Here is a 14767-nt window from a genome sequence, read left to right as displayed (position 1 = left end):
ATGGGCTTCGGGCAGCATCTGACGGCCATGGTCGCCGAGGTGGATGACCACCTCGGCGATCCTGCGCTGTGGACGGGCGTGGCTGGCGAGGTGCGGGTCCACCCGGCTGAAGAGGACGCGATCGCGCGGTATGGCGACGCGTCGCACATTCTGACGGCCCGAGCCGTCGAGATCCATCAGCGCTGGATCGCCGAACCAGAGGAAGGCCAGCAGATACAGCTGCTGGACGACGTGACCGGCGCGGTACGCGAGACGCTGAAGATCGTGGGGGATCCGCGTCGCAATGAAGACGGCTGGTGGCTGTGCGCTGTCGTTCCGGTCGGAGGCTGAGCCATGGGCAGCGCACGTGAAGCCGCCGCCAAGGGTGTGAAGGCGCTGCTGGAAGCCGCCGCGCCCCACGCCGAGGTCAGGCGCGACCAACCCTGGCCGAAGCGGCCGGATCCGGGCGGCACCATCATTCTGCACGACGGCGATCCGGGGGAACCGGAGGTGACCCTTTCGCCGCTGCTCTACACCTACACCCACGAGTTCGAGGTCGAGGTTCTGGGTCCGCCGGGCTCGACCAATCGGCACGAGCTGCTGGACCAGCTGCTGATCCCGATCGGCGACAGGATTGAAACGGATCGAAGCCTGGGCGGTGTCGCCGAATGGGTCGAGGCGACGGCGCCGATGACCGACGATGTGACCTTAGAAAGCGCCGAACCGGTGCGGGGCGCGCAGCTCAGCATCGTCGTCGTCTACTCGACGTCCAACCCGCTGACCTGATCGGCCCAAGCCGATCGCACCTGGCTGACCTCGTCCGGCCCCAGGCGGACACCCCTCATGATGGAGAACTGACATGGCACGCGCACGCGGCGCCAACGCCCGCATGGCCTTGGCGATTGAACAGACTTTCGGCTTCCCGCCCGCGACCGGCTTTGGCCTGATGGCCTTCGTCTCGGCGTCGCTCGGCGAGGAGCAGCCGCTGATCGACGGTGAACTGCTGGGCCGGGGTCGAGAGCCCAGCGAGCCCGGCCGGGACGCCGTGACGAACACCGGCGACGTGGTCGTGCCCATCTGCGCGCGGCAGAGCGGCGTGTGGCTGAGGATGCTGCTCGGCGCCCCGACCAGCGCGGCGGGCAAGGCGGCGCGGGGAACGATCACCTTTTCGGCCCAGCCCGTAAACAATGCGACCATCAGCATCGGCGGCCAGGCATTCACCTTCGTCACCGGCACGCCAACCGCCAATCAGATCCAGATCGGCGCGACGCTTCCGGCTACGGTGGCGAACGCCGTGCGCGCCCTGAACGCCAGCGCCGTGACAGGCGTCGCGGCGGCCACCTATCGCCAGAATGACCGTGGCAACGCCATTCTGATCCAGCACGACACGCTGGGCGTGTCGGGCAACAGCTTTGCGATTGAGGCCGGCGAAACCCCGGCATCCAACGCGACGGCCTCGGGTGCGACGCTGACCGGCGGCGCCGCGTCGGGCGGGTATCGTCACACCTTCACCAGCGGCGCGGCGGTGCTGCCATCGGCCTCGATCGAGCTTCAGCATCCCGAGGTTCCCGCCTTCAACATGAACTACGGCGTGAAGGCCAACACCCTGGGCGTTCAGATGCAGCGCGGGGGCAATCTGACCGCGACGCTGGGTCTGATCGCCCAGGGCGAATCCGTCGCCACGGCGTCGGCCGCCGGCACGGTCGCCGCCGAAATGGCGGTGGCGCGCTTCTCGCAGTTCTCGGGGTCTGTGCTGCGTTACGGCGTGCCGATCGCCGATCTGGTCAGCGGCCAGTTCAACCTGTCGAACGGTCTCGACCCAGTCCCGGCCATCCGCAGCGACGGCCGGGTCAGCGGGATCGACGAAGGCGCGCTGGCCCTGACGGGGCAGATCGGTGTCCGTTACAGCGGGCCTGAGCTGCAGCTGCAGGCGGAGAACGGCGAGGCCAGCGACCTGGAACATATGTGGACGCTGCCCGGCACGGACTTCTCGTTGCGGCTGATCCAGCACCGCGTCTTCCTTCCCAAGGCGAAGCGCCCCGTGACGGGGCCGGGCGGCATCCAGGCGGACTACGCCTATCAGGCGGCCGTCGATCCGACGCTTGGTCGGGCGCTGACCGTCATCCTCGACAACGACGTGGCCGGTTCGGCCTACGGCGCCTGAGGAGAGGACTGAACCATGCTTCAACTGAAAGAAGAGGCGGCGGCGGAGTGGGTTGAGCCCGTCAGAGGTCTGAAAGTTTATATGGACCCCGTTTCAACCCCGGTCATCGTCGATATGCGACTGATCCTATCGGATCTGATGCGTCAGCTTGAAATCGGAGGTGATTTCGGCGCCGTAGATGAGGCCATTGCTGAACAGGCTGCAGATGAGGCGCCGGCGCGACGCACCGGACGCATCACCTTCACCATGGTCGCCGCCATCGTTTCGGCCGGGGCCTTGAAGTGGGAGGGTTTCGGCGACGAGAAGGGGAAGCTTTTACCAAATCCCCAGCCGATGCAGGTTTACCGGCTATTGCGTCAGTCTCCGGCTATCTTCGACTTTTTCGACAAGGGCTATGCGAATGACGTGTTCGCTCTGCTGTCGGAAAAAAACGGATCGTCTCCCTCGCCGAGTGGCAGTTCGGCAAGGGAGGCGGATCCTACTGCCGGGATAGCTGCCGACGACAATACTGCGGAGGCAAAGGCGAGCCCTGCCCCTTCGACCAGTACGTCCTGAAGACCCCGCAAGGGCGCCGCGTCTGGGACGTCCTCGACGCCTGCGCCGGCCAGTTGAGGTCGAGCGGGTTCGGCGCCTTCGCCCTGGACTATGGCGCCGTGGTCGCCTTCGCGCAGCTGGGCGGGCCGATGGACGAGGCGACCCGGTTGCTGATGGCCGAGGCCCTGCCTCTGGTCGAGGGGCAGATCATCAAGGGCCTTCGTCGGGAGGATGACGAATGAGGGCGAAGGTCAGCATCGAGGCGGAGGGTCTGGCCGCCGAGATCGAAAAGGAACTGGCTCGCGACGTCACCGCCAGCGTGCGGGAGGGAACGGAGACACTAAAGGGGCTCCTGCGCGGCGCTACGGAACGAGCCTTCAAAGGCAATCGGCTGCCGAAAGCGTGGCGTGGCAAGGTGTATCCGCAGGGGCAGGACAGCGTCGACGCTGCCGGATACGTCGCCGTTCGCGGATCGGCCGCCGCCATCATCGAGACGGCGCTGAAGGCCACCATCATTCGCGCCGGAGGCGGGCGCTGGCTGGCGATTCCGACCGAAGCGGCTGGCAAGTTCGGGCTAAAGCGCGGCGCCAACGGCATGGGGGCGACCGTTAACAAGCGCGGCGCGCGCGAGCGGATCACGCCGGGCGGCTTTGAGCGCCGAACCGGCATGAAGCTCAGGTTTCAGTATGAGGGCGGCAAGAAGGGCGGTCGCCGAGCCTTCCTGATCGCCGATCAGGCCATGCTAGGCCCCGGCCGCGTGGCGCGGCCCTACAGGTCAAAGGGCCGTGGATCGCGCCTGTATGGACCCGCCGGGCAGTCGTTCGTGGCGTTCATCCTGGTACCGCAGATCACCACACAGAAACGCATGGATCTGGACACCCTCGCCGAACAGGCGGGGTCGAAGACGGCGGGTCTGATCGTCACGCATCGGAGTCGATGATATGAGCACCAAACAGGTCGCCATTCGCCTGAAGCCTGAGGGCGGAAAGGACGTCATCCGCGAGGCGGAGGGCGCGGAGCGCGCGCTGGTTCGCATGAATGAGAAGGCGGCGGCCGGGTCTGAGAAGGCCGCCGCCGCCGCCATGCGCGAGGTCGAGCGCCTGCGCGAAGTGGCCAAGGCGGCCGCCCAGGCGAACACGGCGCTGCAGAGCCGGATCGACCAGACGACCGGCGTCAGCGGGGGGACCAACGCGCGCGCTTCGGTTGCGGGGCGGACGCTCGCGGCCGCAGACAAGGCCTATGATCGGCGTGCGCAGGTGTTGTTGGAGGGCCTGAACCCGGCTTGGGCGGCGCAACGAAAGCTGAACCAGGAACTGGCCGAGTACGACGCGCTGGCGCGGCGAGGAAAGATCACGACCGAACAGCTGGCTCAGGCGCAGAACCTAGCCAAGCAGCGGTACAATGAGACGACGGCGGCGCTGGACCGGCAGGGCAAGGGGCTGAGCCGCAACGTCATGACGTCACGCCTGAACCTGACGCGTCAGGGGGCGGACGTCTTCACCACGGGGTTAATGGGCATGAGCCCTTTCATGATCGCGATCCAGCAGGGGCCGCAGATCCTGGACGCCTGGTCGACCTCGGCCATCAAGTTGACGGGGCCGTTGACGATGCTGGTCGGGGCGACCGGGCTCCTGGCCGGGGCGACCGGCGCCATGGCTGTGGCCTGGGCCCAGGCGGAGAAGTCGTCAGCGGCGCTGGACAGGGCCGCGACTGGTCTTGGACGCACGGCCAAGATGTCCGGCGCCGAGCTGAAGGCGGCCGCCGAGGCCGGTGCTGAGGCGGGCGAGATCTCGATCAAGTCTGCGCAGGAGATGGCGACCGCCTATGTCTCGAGCGGCAAGATCGGCGGCGAGGTGATGAGCGGCCTAGTCGCCGTCACCAAGGATTATGCTGCCTTCATGGGCGTGGACGCCAGGGCAGCGACAGAGTTGCTGGCCAAGGCCATGTCTGAACCGGACAAGGCGGCGCGCGACATGACGCGCCAGTTCGGCCTGCTGGACCAGCAGACGCTCGACCATATCGACAGTCTGACCAAGCTGGGCGACCGGACGGCGGCGCAGAAGGTGCTGCTGGAGGCGCTGACCGGCGCTATGAGCGGGCACGCTGACAAGGTCGATGACTTGAGCAGCTTTTGGGATGTCGCCACCCGCAGCATGTCCAACTACTGGACCAAGCTGGGGGAGTGGTTGCAGACCACGCGCGATGAGCGGATCGAGAACCTTGAGCTTCGTCGCGATGCGGCGCTGACGCCGTTCGCTCGCCGCCAGGCTGAGACGAAGCTGTTCACTGAGACCTTCCTCCGCGACTGGGACAATCGCGAACGTGAGGATGCCGCGAACTCGGCGGCCGCCAATCAGGCGGCGCAAGAGGCTAAGGATCGCCAGGACGCCGGCAAGAAGGATCGGGACAGGGCGGCGCGGGACGCGGATCGCGCGCGGCGGGAGGCCGAGCGTCAGGCCCGCGAGCTGTTGCAGCGGACGCGACGGGAGGAGGATGTCCAGTCCAACCTTTCGCTGCAGGAAGCCAAGGCGACCAACAATCTGGACCGTGTTCGCGACCTTGAGGCTGAGGCGCGGGTCCGTGCGCGCATCCGGCAGTTGGAAGACGACGGCGTGGCGGCGGCCCTGGCGAAGAGCCGTGCGACGCAGGAAGAGCAGCGCCTGCTGGAGGCCATGAAGGTCCAGAGGGACGAAGAGGGCCTGAAGCTGCAGCGTGAAGCTGAGGCGCAGGTGATGCGGCTCCTGGGCGAAGAACGATCACTGGAGAACCAGCGCCAGCGGATCGAGCATGAGGACCGTATCCTTGCCTTTCAGAAGGCGGGCTATGACCTGGCGACCGCGACCAACCTCGCTGAGGCGCAGCGCAACCAGTTGGTCGAGGCGCGCGCCGCTGCACTGAAACGGACGATCGCTGACGCCAAGACGGAGCATCGGCTGAACCTGGCGCGTCTGTCGGGTGACGAAGAAGAGTATCGCCGGTTGAGCGTTGCCGATCGTATTCAGCGGCGCGCGCGGGAGATCGAACAGCGCGGAAACCTGAATCGCGGCGAGGGCCTGAAACAGGCGGGACGCGAAATCAAGGAAGAGCTGGATGCTGCGCTTACGGGCGCCCGTCGCGCCTGGACGAGCAATATGCTGCTGGACATCAAGCGCAGCGGTCTAGGCGATGCTCTCTATGACCAGTTGGACCGCGCCACGGACAAGTGGCTGGTCAAGCTCGGCGACGCCCTGGGCGAGCTGGATTGGGGCGGATTCCTTAGATCGCTGGGCGGCGGCTTCAGCAGCGGCGGGATGGATCTGGGCGGCGCCCTTTCGCAGTTGTTCGGAAGCGGCCACGCGGCAGGGACGGACTTCTCCGAGGGCGGCTGGAAATGGGTCGGGGAACGGGGCCCTGAGCTACTGCGACTGCCACGCGGGTCGCAGGTGATGGAGCATGACCGGGCGCGGCAGGCGGCCGCCGGCGGCAGCGGCATGAACGTCAACCTCGGCGGTCTGACCATCAAGAACTATGGCTCGGAACCGATGACCGGCCGTCTGTCGCAAAATGCGGGCGGCGGCCTCGAACTGGAGCTTGAGCCGCTCTTCAAGAGCCAACTGGCCAAGGCGGGCAAAGACGGGAGCCTTGCGCGGGCGCAGCGGGCGACGCCCCAGCCGAGACGTCGCGGCTAGGATTTGATCGGGAGTCGTCATGATCAACCGACTGACCAACGCGGGCGCCCTTGACGGCGTCGACGGTTGGGCCGCCACGGCAGGCATGACCCTGTCGAAGGATGAGACGGAGCGGGGCGCGCCCGGTCGGTGCGTCATTCGCGCCTCGGGCACCTCCAGCAGCGCTGGACAATCCTTCGCCATCACGCCGGCGTCGACGGCGCGGGCCGACGTTCAGGGGGTTTCTGTCGTAGAGGTTTCTCTGGTCGCCGCCGCGTTTGTCGCCGGGGCGGCCGTCCCGCCCTTCGCCCGCCTGGTCTTCTTCGACGCCGGCGGCGCCGTGCTGATGGCGCATGAGCTGACCGTGCGGCGGCCGGTGCTGGCCAGCTGGGGCGTCGCCCGCGACGGGCTGCTGGACACCTATTACCGCGCCTGGGCGCGGATCGAGCGGCCCGCCTCGGCCGTCAGCGCCGCAGTCGAGGCGGGCGGCCGGGCGACGGGGGCCGGGCAGGCCATAGAGGCGGTGCTGTTGAAGCCGTTGATCGCGGAAGCGCCGCAGGGCTCGCAGAGCCCGCTCCTGTGGTCGCCCGGCCTGCATTCCAACGTCGATCTGAAGCGGCCGTCGTGGCCGGGCGCGCTGAGGGAGTTCGGCGTCGGCGCGGGCTTCGAACCCAAGCCCGGCATGATCGAGTTCGACGCCGGGCCGGGGCGTCCGATGTCGCGTCCCATCACGGCCGACGCCGCACGAAAGCTGTCCGGCCAGATCCGTTGCGACGTCGTTCAGCGCGCAATGCTTGAGGCCTTCCATGCGACGGCGCGAAGCTTCTGGATCGTGGAGCCGGGCAGCGAGCGGCTTTGCGTCGGCAGTTGGGCGGCTGATGGGGCGCCGCGCCTGAGCGAAACGCGGGGCGCCCTGCACATCATGGATGTCGCTCTTTGGCTGGAGACCGCCTGATGCCTGATGTGACCGAAGCGATGGTGGAGGCGGCGTTCAGGGGCGAGCCGGACGCCGTGGCGCAGTTAGTGACCATCCGCAGCGAAGGCTTGGACGAACCGCTGAACGTCACGGACTGGCCCGGCGGCCTGACGTCCAACGGCGTCGAGCACGTCCATTATCCGTTTCAACTCAGCTGGGCCGGCGCGAGCCAGGACAGTCCGTTCGGTCAGGCGCGCCTGACCATCGCCAATGTTGATCAGGTGATCGAGGCGGCCGCTGACGCTGCCGAGGAGCCGCCGGAAATCGATCTGTCGGTCGTTCGGGTGGCCGATCCCAACGTCATCGAGCGCGCCCTGATGGATGCGCGGATCGCCTCTACCGAGGGAGACAGGACGAAGGCTACGGCCGTCATCCGGCCCCGCGACTTCAACGAAGAGCCGGCCTGCGCCGTCAGCTACACGCCTGCGACGACGCCCGGAATGTTCTGATGAGAATGACGGTGCCGGGCGATCTGGTCAGGCGGGCGGCGCCGCTGGTGGGGGCGCCGTTCCTGGTCAAGGGCGACACGCCGGACGGGTGGGATTGCCGGGGGTTGACCCGGTGGTGCCTCAGGACGTTCAGCGGGATCGAGGTGCCGGATTATCTGGATCTGTATGAGGCGGCCATCGTCTGCCCGGCCGGGACGCGCGAACGGGCGCGGCTGTTGGCTGAGGGGCTGGCGGCGTGGCGGCCTGTCGAACCCCAGGCGGGCGTGGTCGCCTGGCTGACCTGGATGGGGCGGGCCGGGCACGTCGGCTACATGCTGACGTCACGCCTGATCCTGCACGCCGATACGCCGATGCAGACGGCCCTGCTGGACCTGGACGAACCGGGCGGTCGGTATCGGCTGAAGGGGGCCTTTGTGCCCGCCTTCGTCACAGACATCGCCGTTTCTTAGCGGCTTGCGGCTGTCGGCCCTTCGGGTTGACCCGACGCAGGTCTCCTTAGACGCCTGCGGTCAGAAGGCTCCGCCTGCTCGACCCGACGCAGGGTTTCTTAGTCGCCTGCGGTCAGAAGGCTCCGCCTTCTCGACCCGACGCAGGCAGCGCACGCCGTGCGCTTCATCACCGACAACCTGAGAGAAGGAGGCGCCCGTGGCTGACGGCTCGCTGCCCATCGTCGTGACGCCTGAGGCCTTTGGCCGGGACGCCTTCGACCTGACGGTGGTCGAGGGCCTGACCGTGCGCGCCATGCTGGTCGAGGCGGTGAAGGCGGGCCTGCCGATCGAGGCGCTGAACCGCACCGAAATCTACGTCGACGGGGCGCGGCTGGATCGGGAGACGGCGCTGGATCACGTCCTGGAGGCCGATCAGGTGGTCAACGTTGTGGTCGAGCCCATGGGCGGAGGCGGCGGCGGTCGTAAGGACATCGGCCAGATCCTGTTGACGGTGGCGGTGATCGCGGTCTCGGCCTGGGTCGGCGGCGGCGCTGGCGGCATGATCACCAGCAAGCTGCTGGCGCGCGCGGCGGCGGCGGCGATCACCCTGGGCGGGCAGGCGCTGATCGCGAGCCTGTATGCGCCCGACAGCAAGACGACGAAGGCCAACGACCGTTACGCGCTGCAGAGCGCGTCAAATCAGTATCGCCAGTGGGGGCCGATGCCGCTGGCCCTCGGCGAGGTGGTGACCGTACCGGATCTGGCGGCCAAGACCTTCACCCAGAGCCAGGGCGACGACGTCTGGATGTACGGCGTCCTGGGCGTCCACTACGGCCCGTGCGAGGTGTCCGAGGTCAAGATCGGCGACACCCTGGTCAGCACCATGGGCGCGGGCGACTTCCGCATGGTGCAGCACTTGGAGCCGGGGCCGCGCACCTTCCAGCTGTATCCGAACGACGTCGACCAGCTGGACCTGAACGAGGAACTGAAGGCGACGCCGTCGAGTGCGACGCCGCTGATCCGCGCTGCGTCGTCGGACGGCAGCCGGTTCGATCTCGACTTCTTCCTGCCGGCCGGGCTGTATTTCCAGAAGGACGACGGACGCGTGCTGACCGCCCATGCGTCGGTCGCCGTCCGCTATCGCCCCATCGACCAGACGGGTGTCGCCACCGGGCCGTGGCAATCGGGGCCGAGCTGGGCGCGGACCAGCGCGACCAAGGATCCGATCCGGGTCACGCATTCGGTCCACCTGCCGCACGGCCGATATGAGTTCGAACTGACGCGCAACCGACCGGACGATGGCAACGACAAGCGCCGCGACACCATCATGGTTAGCGCGATCAAGTCTGTCGCCTTCCGCAAGCCGGTCGCGGACGAAACCCTGTCGATCATCGAGTTCGCCGTCAGGGCGACGGCGATCAACCAGGGCGGGCTGGCTCCGATCACCTGTCGCATCAAGCCGAAGTGCTCGACCTGGACGGGCGGCGCGTGGGGTCCGCCGGTGGCGACGTCGAACCCGGCCGCACTGGCGCGCTGGCTGCTGACCGGACCGGCCCCGGCCAAGCCTCTTCTGCCCGCCCAGGCCGACGCGCGGCTGCGCGTGTGGCATCAGCTGTGCGAGCAGTACGACTGGAAATGCCACCTCTATCTGACCGAGGCGCGTACTCAGTCGGAGGCGCTGGCCATTCTGGAGCGGGCCGGTCGCGCAGGCGTCTTCTGGGATGGAACGCAGTTGGCGGCTTCGCCATGGGTCGAGAAGCCCATTCCCGCGCAGGTCTTTACTGACGATAACCTGAAGGATCATCGGTGGGAGATCGTTTATCCCGACCCGGTCCACGCCCTGCGCGTCGAGTTCCAGAACATCGAGAAGGGCGGCGAGCCGGACGAACTGTTTGTCTACAACGACGGCTATGGCGAGGTGGCCGACCCGGCGAACGGGATCAAGGCGGCCAGCCTGATCGAGGCGTTGACGCTGGATGGTCAGGCCACGCCGAACCGCGCCTATCGCGACGGACGGTGGAAGCTGGGTCAACGCCGGCATCAGCGTCGGATCGACACCTGGACGGCGGACGTCGAGCACCTGATTTCGCAATACGGCTCTCGCGTTCGTCTGGCCTGGAATCGTGCTGGCGGAGGATCGGCGCGGGTGCGCTGCCGTCGCTGGAGTGAAGACGGGTCGGCCGTGGTTGGCCTTCGCCTTTCCGCGCCGGTGGAGATGTTCGCCGGCGTCAGCTACGCCGTCGACCTGAGAACCAAGGGCGGGCTGTACGACGGGGTGCCCATCCAGACGCAGCCCGGCGTCACGCGCGAGATCCTGTTCGCCTCGGCCCGCGCCCCGAGCGTGTGCCCGGCGGCCGGCGACCTGATCGCTTTCGGCGAGGTTGAGAAGGTCAGCGAGGACGTCGAGATCATCGCCATCGAGCCGGGCGAGAACCTGACAGCCGTGCTGACCGGCGTGCGTTATGTCGCGCCGCTGTTGATGGCCGGTGAAACGGGGCCGATCCCGCCGCTGACGTCCAAGCTGTCCGGCGACCGCCAGGCAAACCCGCCGCGCCCGACGCTGTTGGGCGTCACGGCCGATGCGCACGCCGTGCGCGTCAGCTTCGACATGCCGACATGGCGGGGTGCGCCGCTGAGCGGCTTCTCGGTCCGCTGGCGCGCCAAGGGCGAGGAGGGCGAGGCTGGCAGCTGGGCGCCGTTGCCTGCGCTGGACGCGGCTGCGCGCGAGCTGGTCGCGCCGCCGCTGCGCGAGGCGCCTGTGGAAGGCGTCGAGGCCACGCGCGTCGAGATCGAGATCACCGCCGCGACGGTGGACGGCCGCGTATCGCCGCCGCTGCAGGTGACGGTGGTCAAGCCGGTTCCGGGCGCGCCGCTTGAATCGGTCTGGTCGGTGGACGCCAAGGGGCCGGACGCGAACGGCGTGTCGCAGCCGATCCTGATCGTGCGCGGCGAGGTCAATGATCCCAACGTGGCGGCCGTGCGCATCGCCTGGGGCCTGACGCCTGACGGCCCATGGACCGAAGCTTACGAAGGCGCGCCGCTGACCAAGGCGCTGGAGATCGGCAATCTGACGCCCGGCGTCGAGCATTTCGTCGCGATCACGCACCTGTCGGCCCAGGGCGTGCCGAGCCAGTTTCTGGTGATCGGGCCGCGCGTGCCGGGGCAGTTGGTGGCGGGGGATGCGACTCACCTAGGCGGCCGCACGCGGGAGGAAATCCTGACCGACGTCGATGCGGTCAAGGCCGGTCTGGGCGCCATTGTGGAAGAGGTCAGCGACGTTCGTGAGGTCGCGGTCACCAATGCGGCGGCCGGGGCGATGAACGCCAATCCGACGTTCGCTGCTGCTGATCCTGAGGCGCCGTTTCCAGCGGTCGCGCCCGGTTGGGCGGACTGGAGCTGGGGCCATGACCGCACGGTCGTGGCTGGGCAGCTCTCGCGATACGCTCTTCGATATGTGGTCCCGGTAGGGCGGATCACCGGCATCATGGCGCGCCATGAGGGGTTCAGACGCACTCCCAAGCCAGGCTGGTATGTGCTGGAGGCGATGGTGACGCTGGAGGCTGGCAGCCTCGACGGCGCGGGCCTGCTTTTGCTCCAGTCGGCAGGCCCAAACACGGGGGCGTTGGTCGCTAACTCTATCGATTTCCGGGCAGACCCAGACAGTTCTGGGAATGCCGTTGGAAGCGGCGCGCCCGGCAGAACCTATGCCTTCAGCAAGATCGTGCGTGTCGAAAACCCGGCGGTGGCGTGGTTCGATCTGTTCGCCATGAGCGGCTATGTCGACGGTTTCGGGGCGATCAGCGCCAAGATTATCGTCTGGCATAAGGCGCTGGTGCGAGAGGCCACGGCCGCCGAGATAGAGACCGGCCAGGCGCGCGGTTCCTATCCAACCATGTCGGCCCGCCTGTCGAGCGAGTTCACCGCCATCGCGGGCGAGCAGGGCGTCATGGCGTTGCGCCAGGATCTGCTCGAGGCGCGCGCCGGGACGAATGAATTCAACAATGCCGACCTGGCGCAGGGGATGACGGGCTTTCGCCAGCACTGGAACGGGTCTGGCTCCTCTATCAGTCTCGGCATTTGGGAGAACGAGTATCTCTTCGCCCTAAAGAACGGCGGTGGCATCCAAGACCCTGGCGTCGTCGTGTTGGGGTCGCTCGACTTCGGCGGCGGGCCATTTGGTCCGGAAACGAACTCTTATGGAATGCGGGCCTGGCGCGTGTCGGCAGGCGAGCGCATCGGGTTCGCCTTTGACGCGCGTGATGAAAGCCCGGCCTATGGTCATCCGGCGGCGCGCTGGGCCGTGGGCGTGCGGCTGTTCAACGCCGACGGCACATTGTGGGGAGTAATCCCCGCCGCCGATTTCCAATCGCAGTACGGTCAGACGAACTGGCATCGTGTGGGCAGCGTCTTCACCGTTCCTGCCGATGGTTATCTGACGATTGAGGCTTACATCCACAGCCAGGGCTCTACGTCGAGCACCGCCATTGTGTCCGCTCGCCGTTGGGCGTGGGCCCGTATGGCGCCGGGCGCGACACAACTGCCCGCTTACAGCGCGCCTGCAGGCGGCGGTCAGTTAGCCAAAGTCGAGGAGACGGCGGGCGCCGTCCGCACGCTGGAGGGCAAGACCAAGGCCTGGGCCGAACGCACCGTGTCGGCCGGAAGCGCCGAAGCGTTCGTCCAGATGAAGGCCGAGGACGACAACGGCAATCCGGTGTCGGAGATCAACCTCGGCGCCCAGGCCATCGGTCTGTGGACCAAGGTCGGCAGCCTGTTCGTGCCGGTGTTCCGGCTGGTCGGCACCTCGGCTCATTTCGCCGGAAAGGTGTTCGTCGGGCTGCTGAAGCAGATCGCCATCGACCCGGATCTGCCCGCCATCATCTGGACCAAGGGGAACGCGCGGATCGTCATCGGCATGCTGCCGAACGACGACATGATATATTGGTTTGGGCCGAATATCGATCCCTCGGCCATGCGCAAGTCGAATGCGACCGAGTGGCGCGACGCCAATGGCGCCGCCTATTACAAGGGCGGGATTTCGGCCGGTCAGTTGCAGGCGTCAGCTCGCACGTCTGATCAGAGCGCGACGGTATCCGCTCAAACGGGCCGTTTCGGGTCGTTGGGCGGAACGATCACGATCGTGTTCAGCTACGCAGCGGAAACCCGCGTCGCCAGCACCAGCTATTCCCCCCCGTTCCCGCCCAGCTACGAGGACGTCTCCAACGATCCGACGGCGCAAATCCGCCTGTATCGTTCACTGAACGGCGGCGCATTTGAGTTGGTCGCAACCTTCGCCGCCACCGGCCAGCGCCGCAGTTGGGGCATCAACGGCGGCGACTTTTTCGAAGAAGGCCAGGAGGTCGTCTGCGGCGGCGCCGCGACATTTGTCGATCCAGATCGAAACACCCTGGACCGCCAGTACCGGGTCGAGATGTCGGGTCGCAGTTTCACCTGGCTGAACGGGGCGGGGAATTATCGCAGCCAGTTTCTGAACGTCGTCTGCGTCGAGGATTAAGGAGAACCCTCAATGACCGAACAAACCGAACAGCAGCTGCTTGCCGACATCGCGACCGCAGAGCGTCAGGTGGCGGCGCTGAGGCGCGACAAGCTTCTGGCGTTCCGCGAGGCGCTGATCACAGCCGAGCATCAGGCAGCGATCGCGGCCGCCGCCGCTCTGTTGCCTACCCTCTCCGGCGCCGGGGCGGTGGCGGCGCAGAGCTTCATCAACCACGCCCAGGGCCTGCCGGGCCTGCTGGACGCCGAGATCGCCCGGCTGACAGCCGCAGCGTCACCGCCGGTCTCGGCGCCCAATCCGACGCCTCCGGCGGCGTAACGAACCCGGTTCGCCTCTGGCGGGCCGTTTCCTGACAATCTGAAATGGGAGGGCGGCGCATGCTGTCTGATCTACCCCCCGGCTTCGACCTGGGGCGGCTGCGCTATGCTTTCGGGGGCGCGGCCGGGGCGCTGATCTATGGCGTCTACACCTTCGTCCAGTTGGTGAAGGCCGGGCACCGGCCGACGCTGAGTGACTTCTGGCGGGCGCTGGCGAATGTGACGGCCGGGCTGCTGGTCGGCACCGTCGCAGCCTTCGCTCTCGGCCCGGCAATGGTCGCCATGATCCCGTTCGAGGGGTTGAGGGCGGCCGTCGATCCGGTCGCCGTCGGCTTCGTCGTCGGTGGTTTGGGTTGGGAGCTTCTGCCGCTCGTCATCGAGGGGGCCAAGCGCTGGGCCTCTCGTCTAGGCAAGGAGAAGTCGGGATGACCTGGGTCGATTGGATCGCCGCGATGGCGAGCGGTTATGGCAGCGCCTGCCTGCAACTGCGGGCGCAGGCGCTGAAGCCCCGCATGGGCGACTACCCTGAGGGACCGGGCGATGTGCGACGTGCGCTTTTCATCCTGTCGCTGATCCTGGGCGCCTATTCCCTGACCGTTCTGGTCGGGGACTACGGCGCATCCCGCACCGAGGCGCTGCTGGTCTGCGCCGTGGCCTACACCGCCCATGTTCTGTGGCGGAACGTGAGACGGCAGAGCGCGAGCCGGGCGGCTTAGTTAGCTGTGGCGGAACCTTGCCCTACTGCTTTGCCGCATCGGTCG

General features: G+C 67.3%; 14 protein-coding genes. All 14 read left to right on the top strand.

Annotation, left to right across the window (positions count from 1 at the left end; translation table 11 throughout):
* The 14 genes from BJP32_RS03560 (at nucleotide 1) to BJP32_RS03500 (ending at nucleotide 14722) form a co-directional block, all read left to right on the top strand.
* Nucleotides 1-330 carry a hypothetical protein gene (locus BJP32_RS03560; RefSeq protein ID WP_076222924.1) on the top strand — a complete coding sequence of 110 codons (330 nt, stop codon included), beginning with the start codon at nucleotides 1-3 and terminating at the stop codon, nucleotides 328-330.
* A gap of 3 nt (nucleotides 331-333) precedes the next feature.
* Nucleotides 334-765 carry a hypothetical protein gene (locus BJP32_RS03555; RefSeq protein WP_076222923.1) on the top strand — a complete coding sequence of 144 codons (432 nt, stop codon included), beginning with the start codon at nucleotides 334-336 and terminating at the stop codon, nucleotides 763-765.
* A gap of 73 nt (nucleotides 766-838) precedes the next feature.
* Nucleotides 839-2143: a phage tail tube protein gene (locus BJP32_RS03550; protein ID WP_076222921.1), complete on the top strand. Its 1305-nt coding sequence runs from the start codon at nucleotides 839-841 to the stop codon at nucleotides 2141-2143.
* Nucleotides 2144-2158: 15 nt separating this feature from the next.
* Nucleotides 2159-2698: a hypothetical protein gene (locus BJP32_RS03545; RefSeq protein ID WP_076222919.1), complete on the top strand. Its 540-nt coding sequence runs from the start codon at nucleotides 2159-2161 to the stop codon at nucleotides 2696-2698.
* 53 nt (nucleotides 2699-2751) lie between these two features.
* Complete coding sequence (locus BJP32_RS17300; protein ID WP_158043290.1) at nucleotides 2752-2919, top strand: hypothetical protein; 168 nt, start codon at nucleotides 2752-2754, stop codon at nucleotides 2917-2919.
* Entirely contained in the window at nucleotides 2916-3617 is a 702-nt protein-coding gene (locus BJP32_RS03540; protein ID WP_076222917.1) for a DUF6441 family protein, read from the top strand. Before BJP32_RS17300 ends, BJP32_RS03540 begins: the two co-directional genes overlap by 4 nt.
* A gap of 1 nt (nucleotide 3618) precedes the next feature.
* Entirely contained in the window at nucleotides 3619-6345 is a 2727-nt protein-coding gene (locus tag BJP32_RS03535; RefSeq protein ID WP_076222916.1) for a phage tail length tape measure family protein, read from the top strand.
* Between the two features lie 19 nt (nucleotides 6346-6364).
* Nucleotides 6365-7279, top strand: a complete 915-nt coding sequence (locus tag BJP32_RS03530; protein WP_076222914.1) for a hypothetical protein — start codon at nucleotides 6365-6367, stop codon at nucleotides 7277-7279.
* On the top strand, nucleotides 7279-7749 hold the full coding sequence (locus BJP32_RS03525) for a hypothetical protein (RefSeq protein ID WP_076222913.1): 471 nt from the start codon (nucleotides 7279-7281) through the stop codon (nucleotides 7747-7749). Before BJP32_RS03530 ends, BJP32_RS03525 begins: the two co-directional genes overlap by 1 nt.
* On the top strand, nucleotides 7749-8198 hold the full coding sequence (locus BJP32_RS03520) for an NlpC/P60 family protein (protein WP_143255407.1): 450 nt from the start codon (nucleotides 7749-7751) through the stop codon (nucleotides 8196-8198). The genes BJP32_RS03525 and BJP32_RS03520 overlap by 1 nt, the downstream gene beginning before the upstream one ends.
* Nucleotides 8199-8394: 196 nt before the next feature.
* Nucleotides 8395-13689, top strand: coding sequence for a hypothetical protein (locus BJP32_RS03515; RefSeq protein ID WP_076222909.1), 5295 nt, complete (start codon nucleotides 8395-8397; stop codon nucleotides 13687-13689).
* A gap of 12 nt (nucleotides 13690-13701) precedes the next feature.
* Entirely contained in the window at nucleotides 13702-14007 is a 306-nt protein-coding gene (locus tag BJP32_RS03510) for a hypothetical protein (protein ID WP_076222907.1), read from the top strand.
* A gap of 59 nt (nucleotides 14008-14066) precedes the next feature.
* Nucleotides 14067-14435 (top strand): hypothetical protein, encoded by a 369-nt coding sequence (locus tag BJP32_RS03505; protein WP_076222905.1) that lies wholly within the window; start codon nucleotides 14067-14069, stop codon nucleotides 14433-14435.
* Entirely contained in the window at nucleotides 14432-14722 is a 291-nt protein-coding gene (locus tag BJP32_RS03500) for a hypothetical protein (protein WP_076222903.1), read from the top strand. Before BJP32_RS03505 ends, BJP32_RS03500 begins: the two co-directional genes overlap by 4 nt.
* Nucleotides 14723-14767: the final 45 nt, after the last annotated feature.

This window comes from Brevundimonas sp. ZS04 (assembly GCF_001956865.1).
In the GTDB taxonomy this organism is placed as follows: Bacteria; Pseudomonadota; Alphaproteobacteria; order Caulobacterales; family Caulobacteraceae; genus Brevundimonas; species Brevundimonas diminuta.
This window is presented reverse-complemented; position numbering and strand designations above follow the sequence as displayed.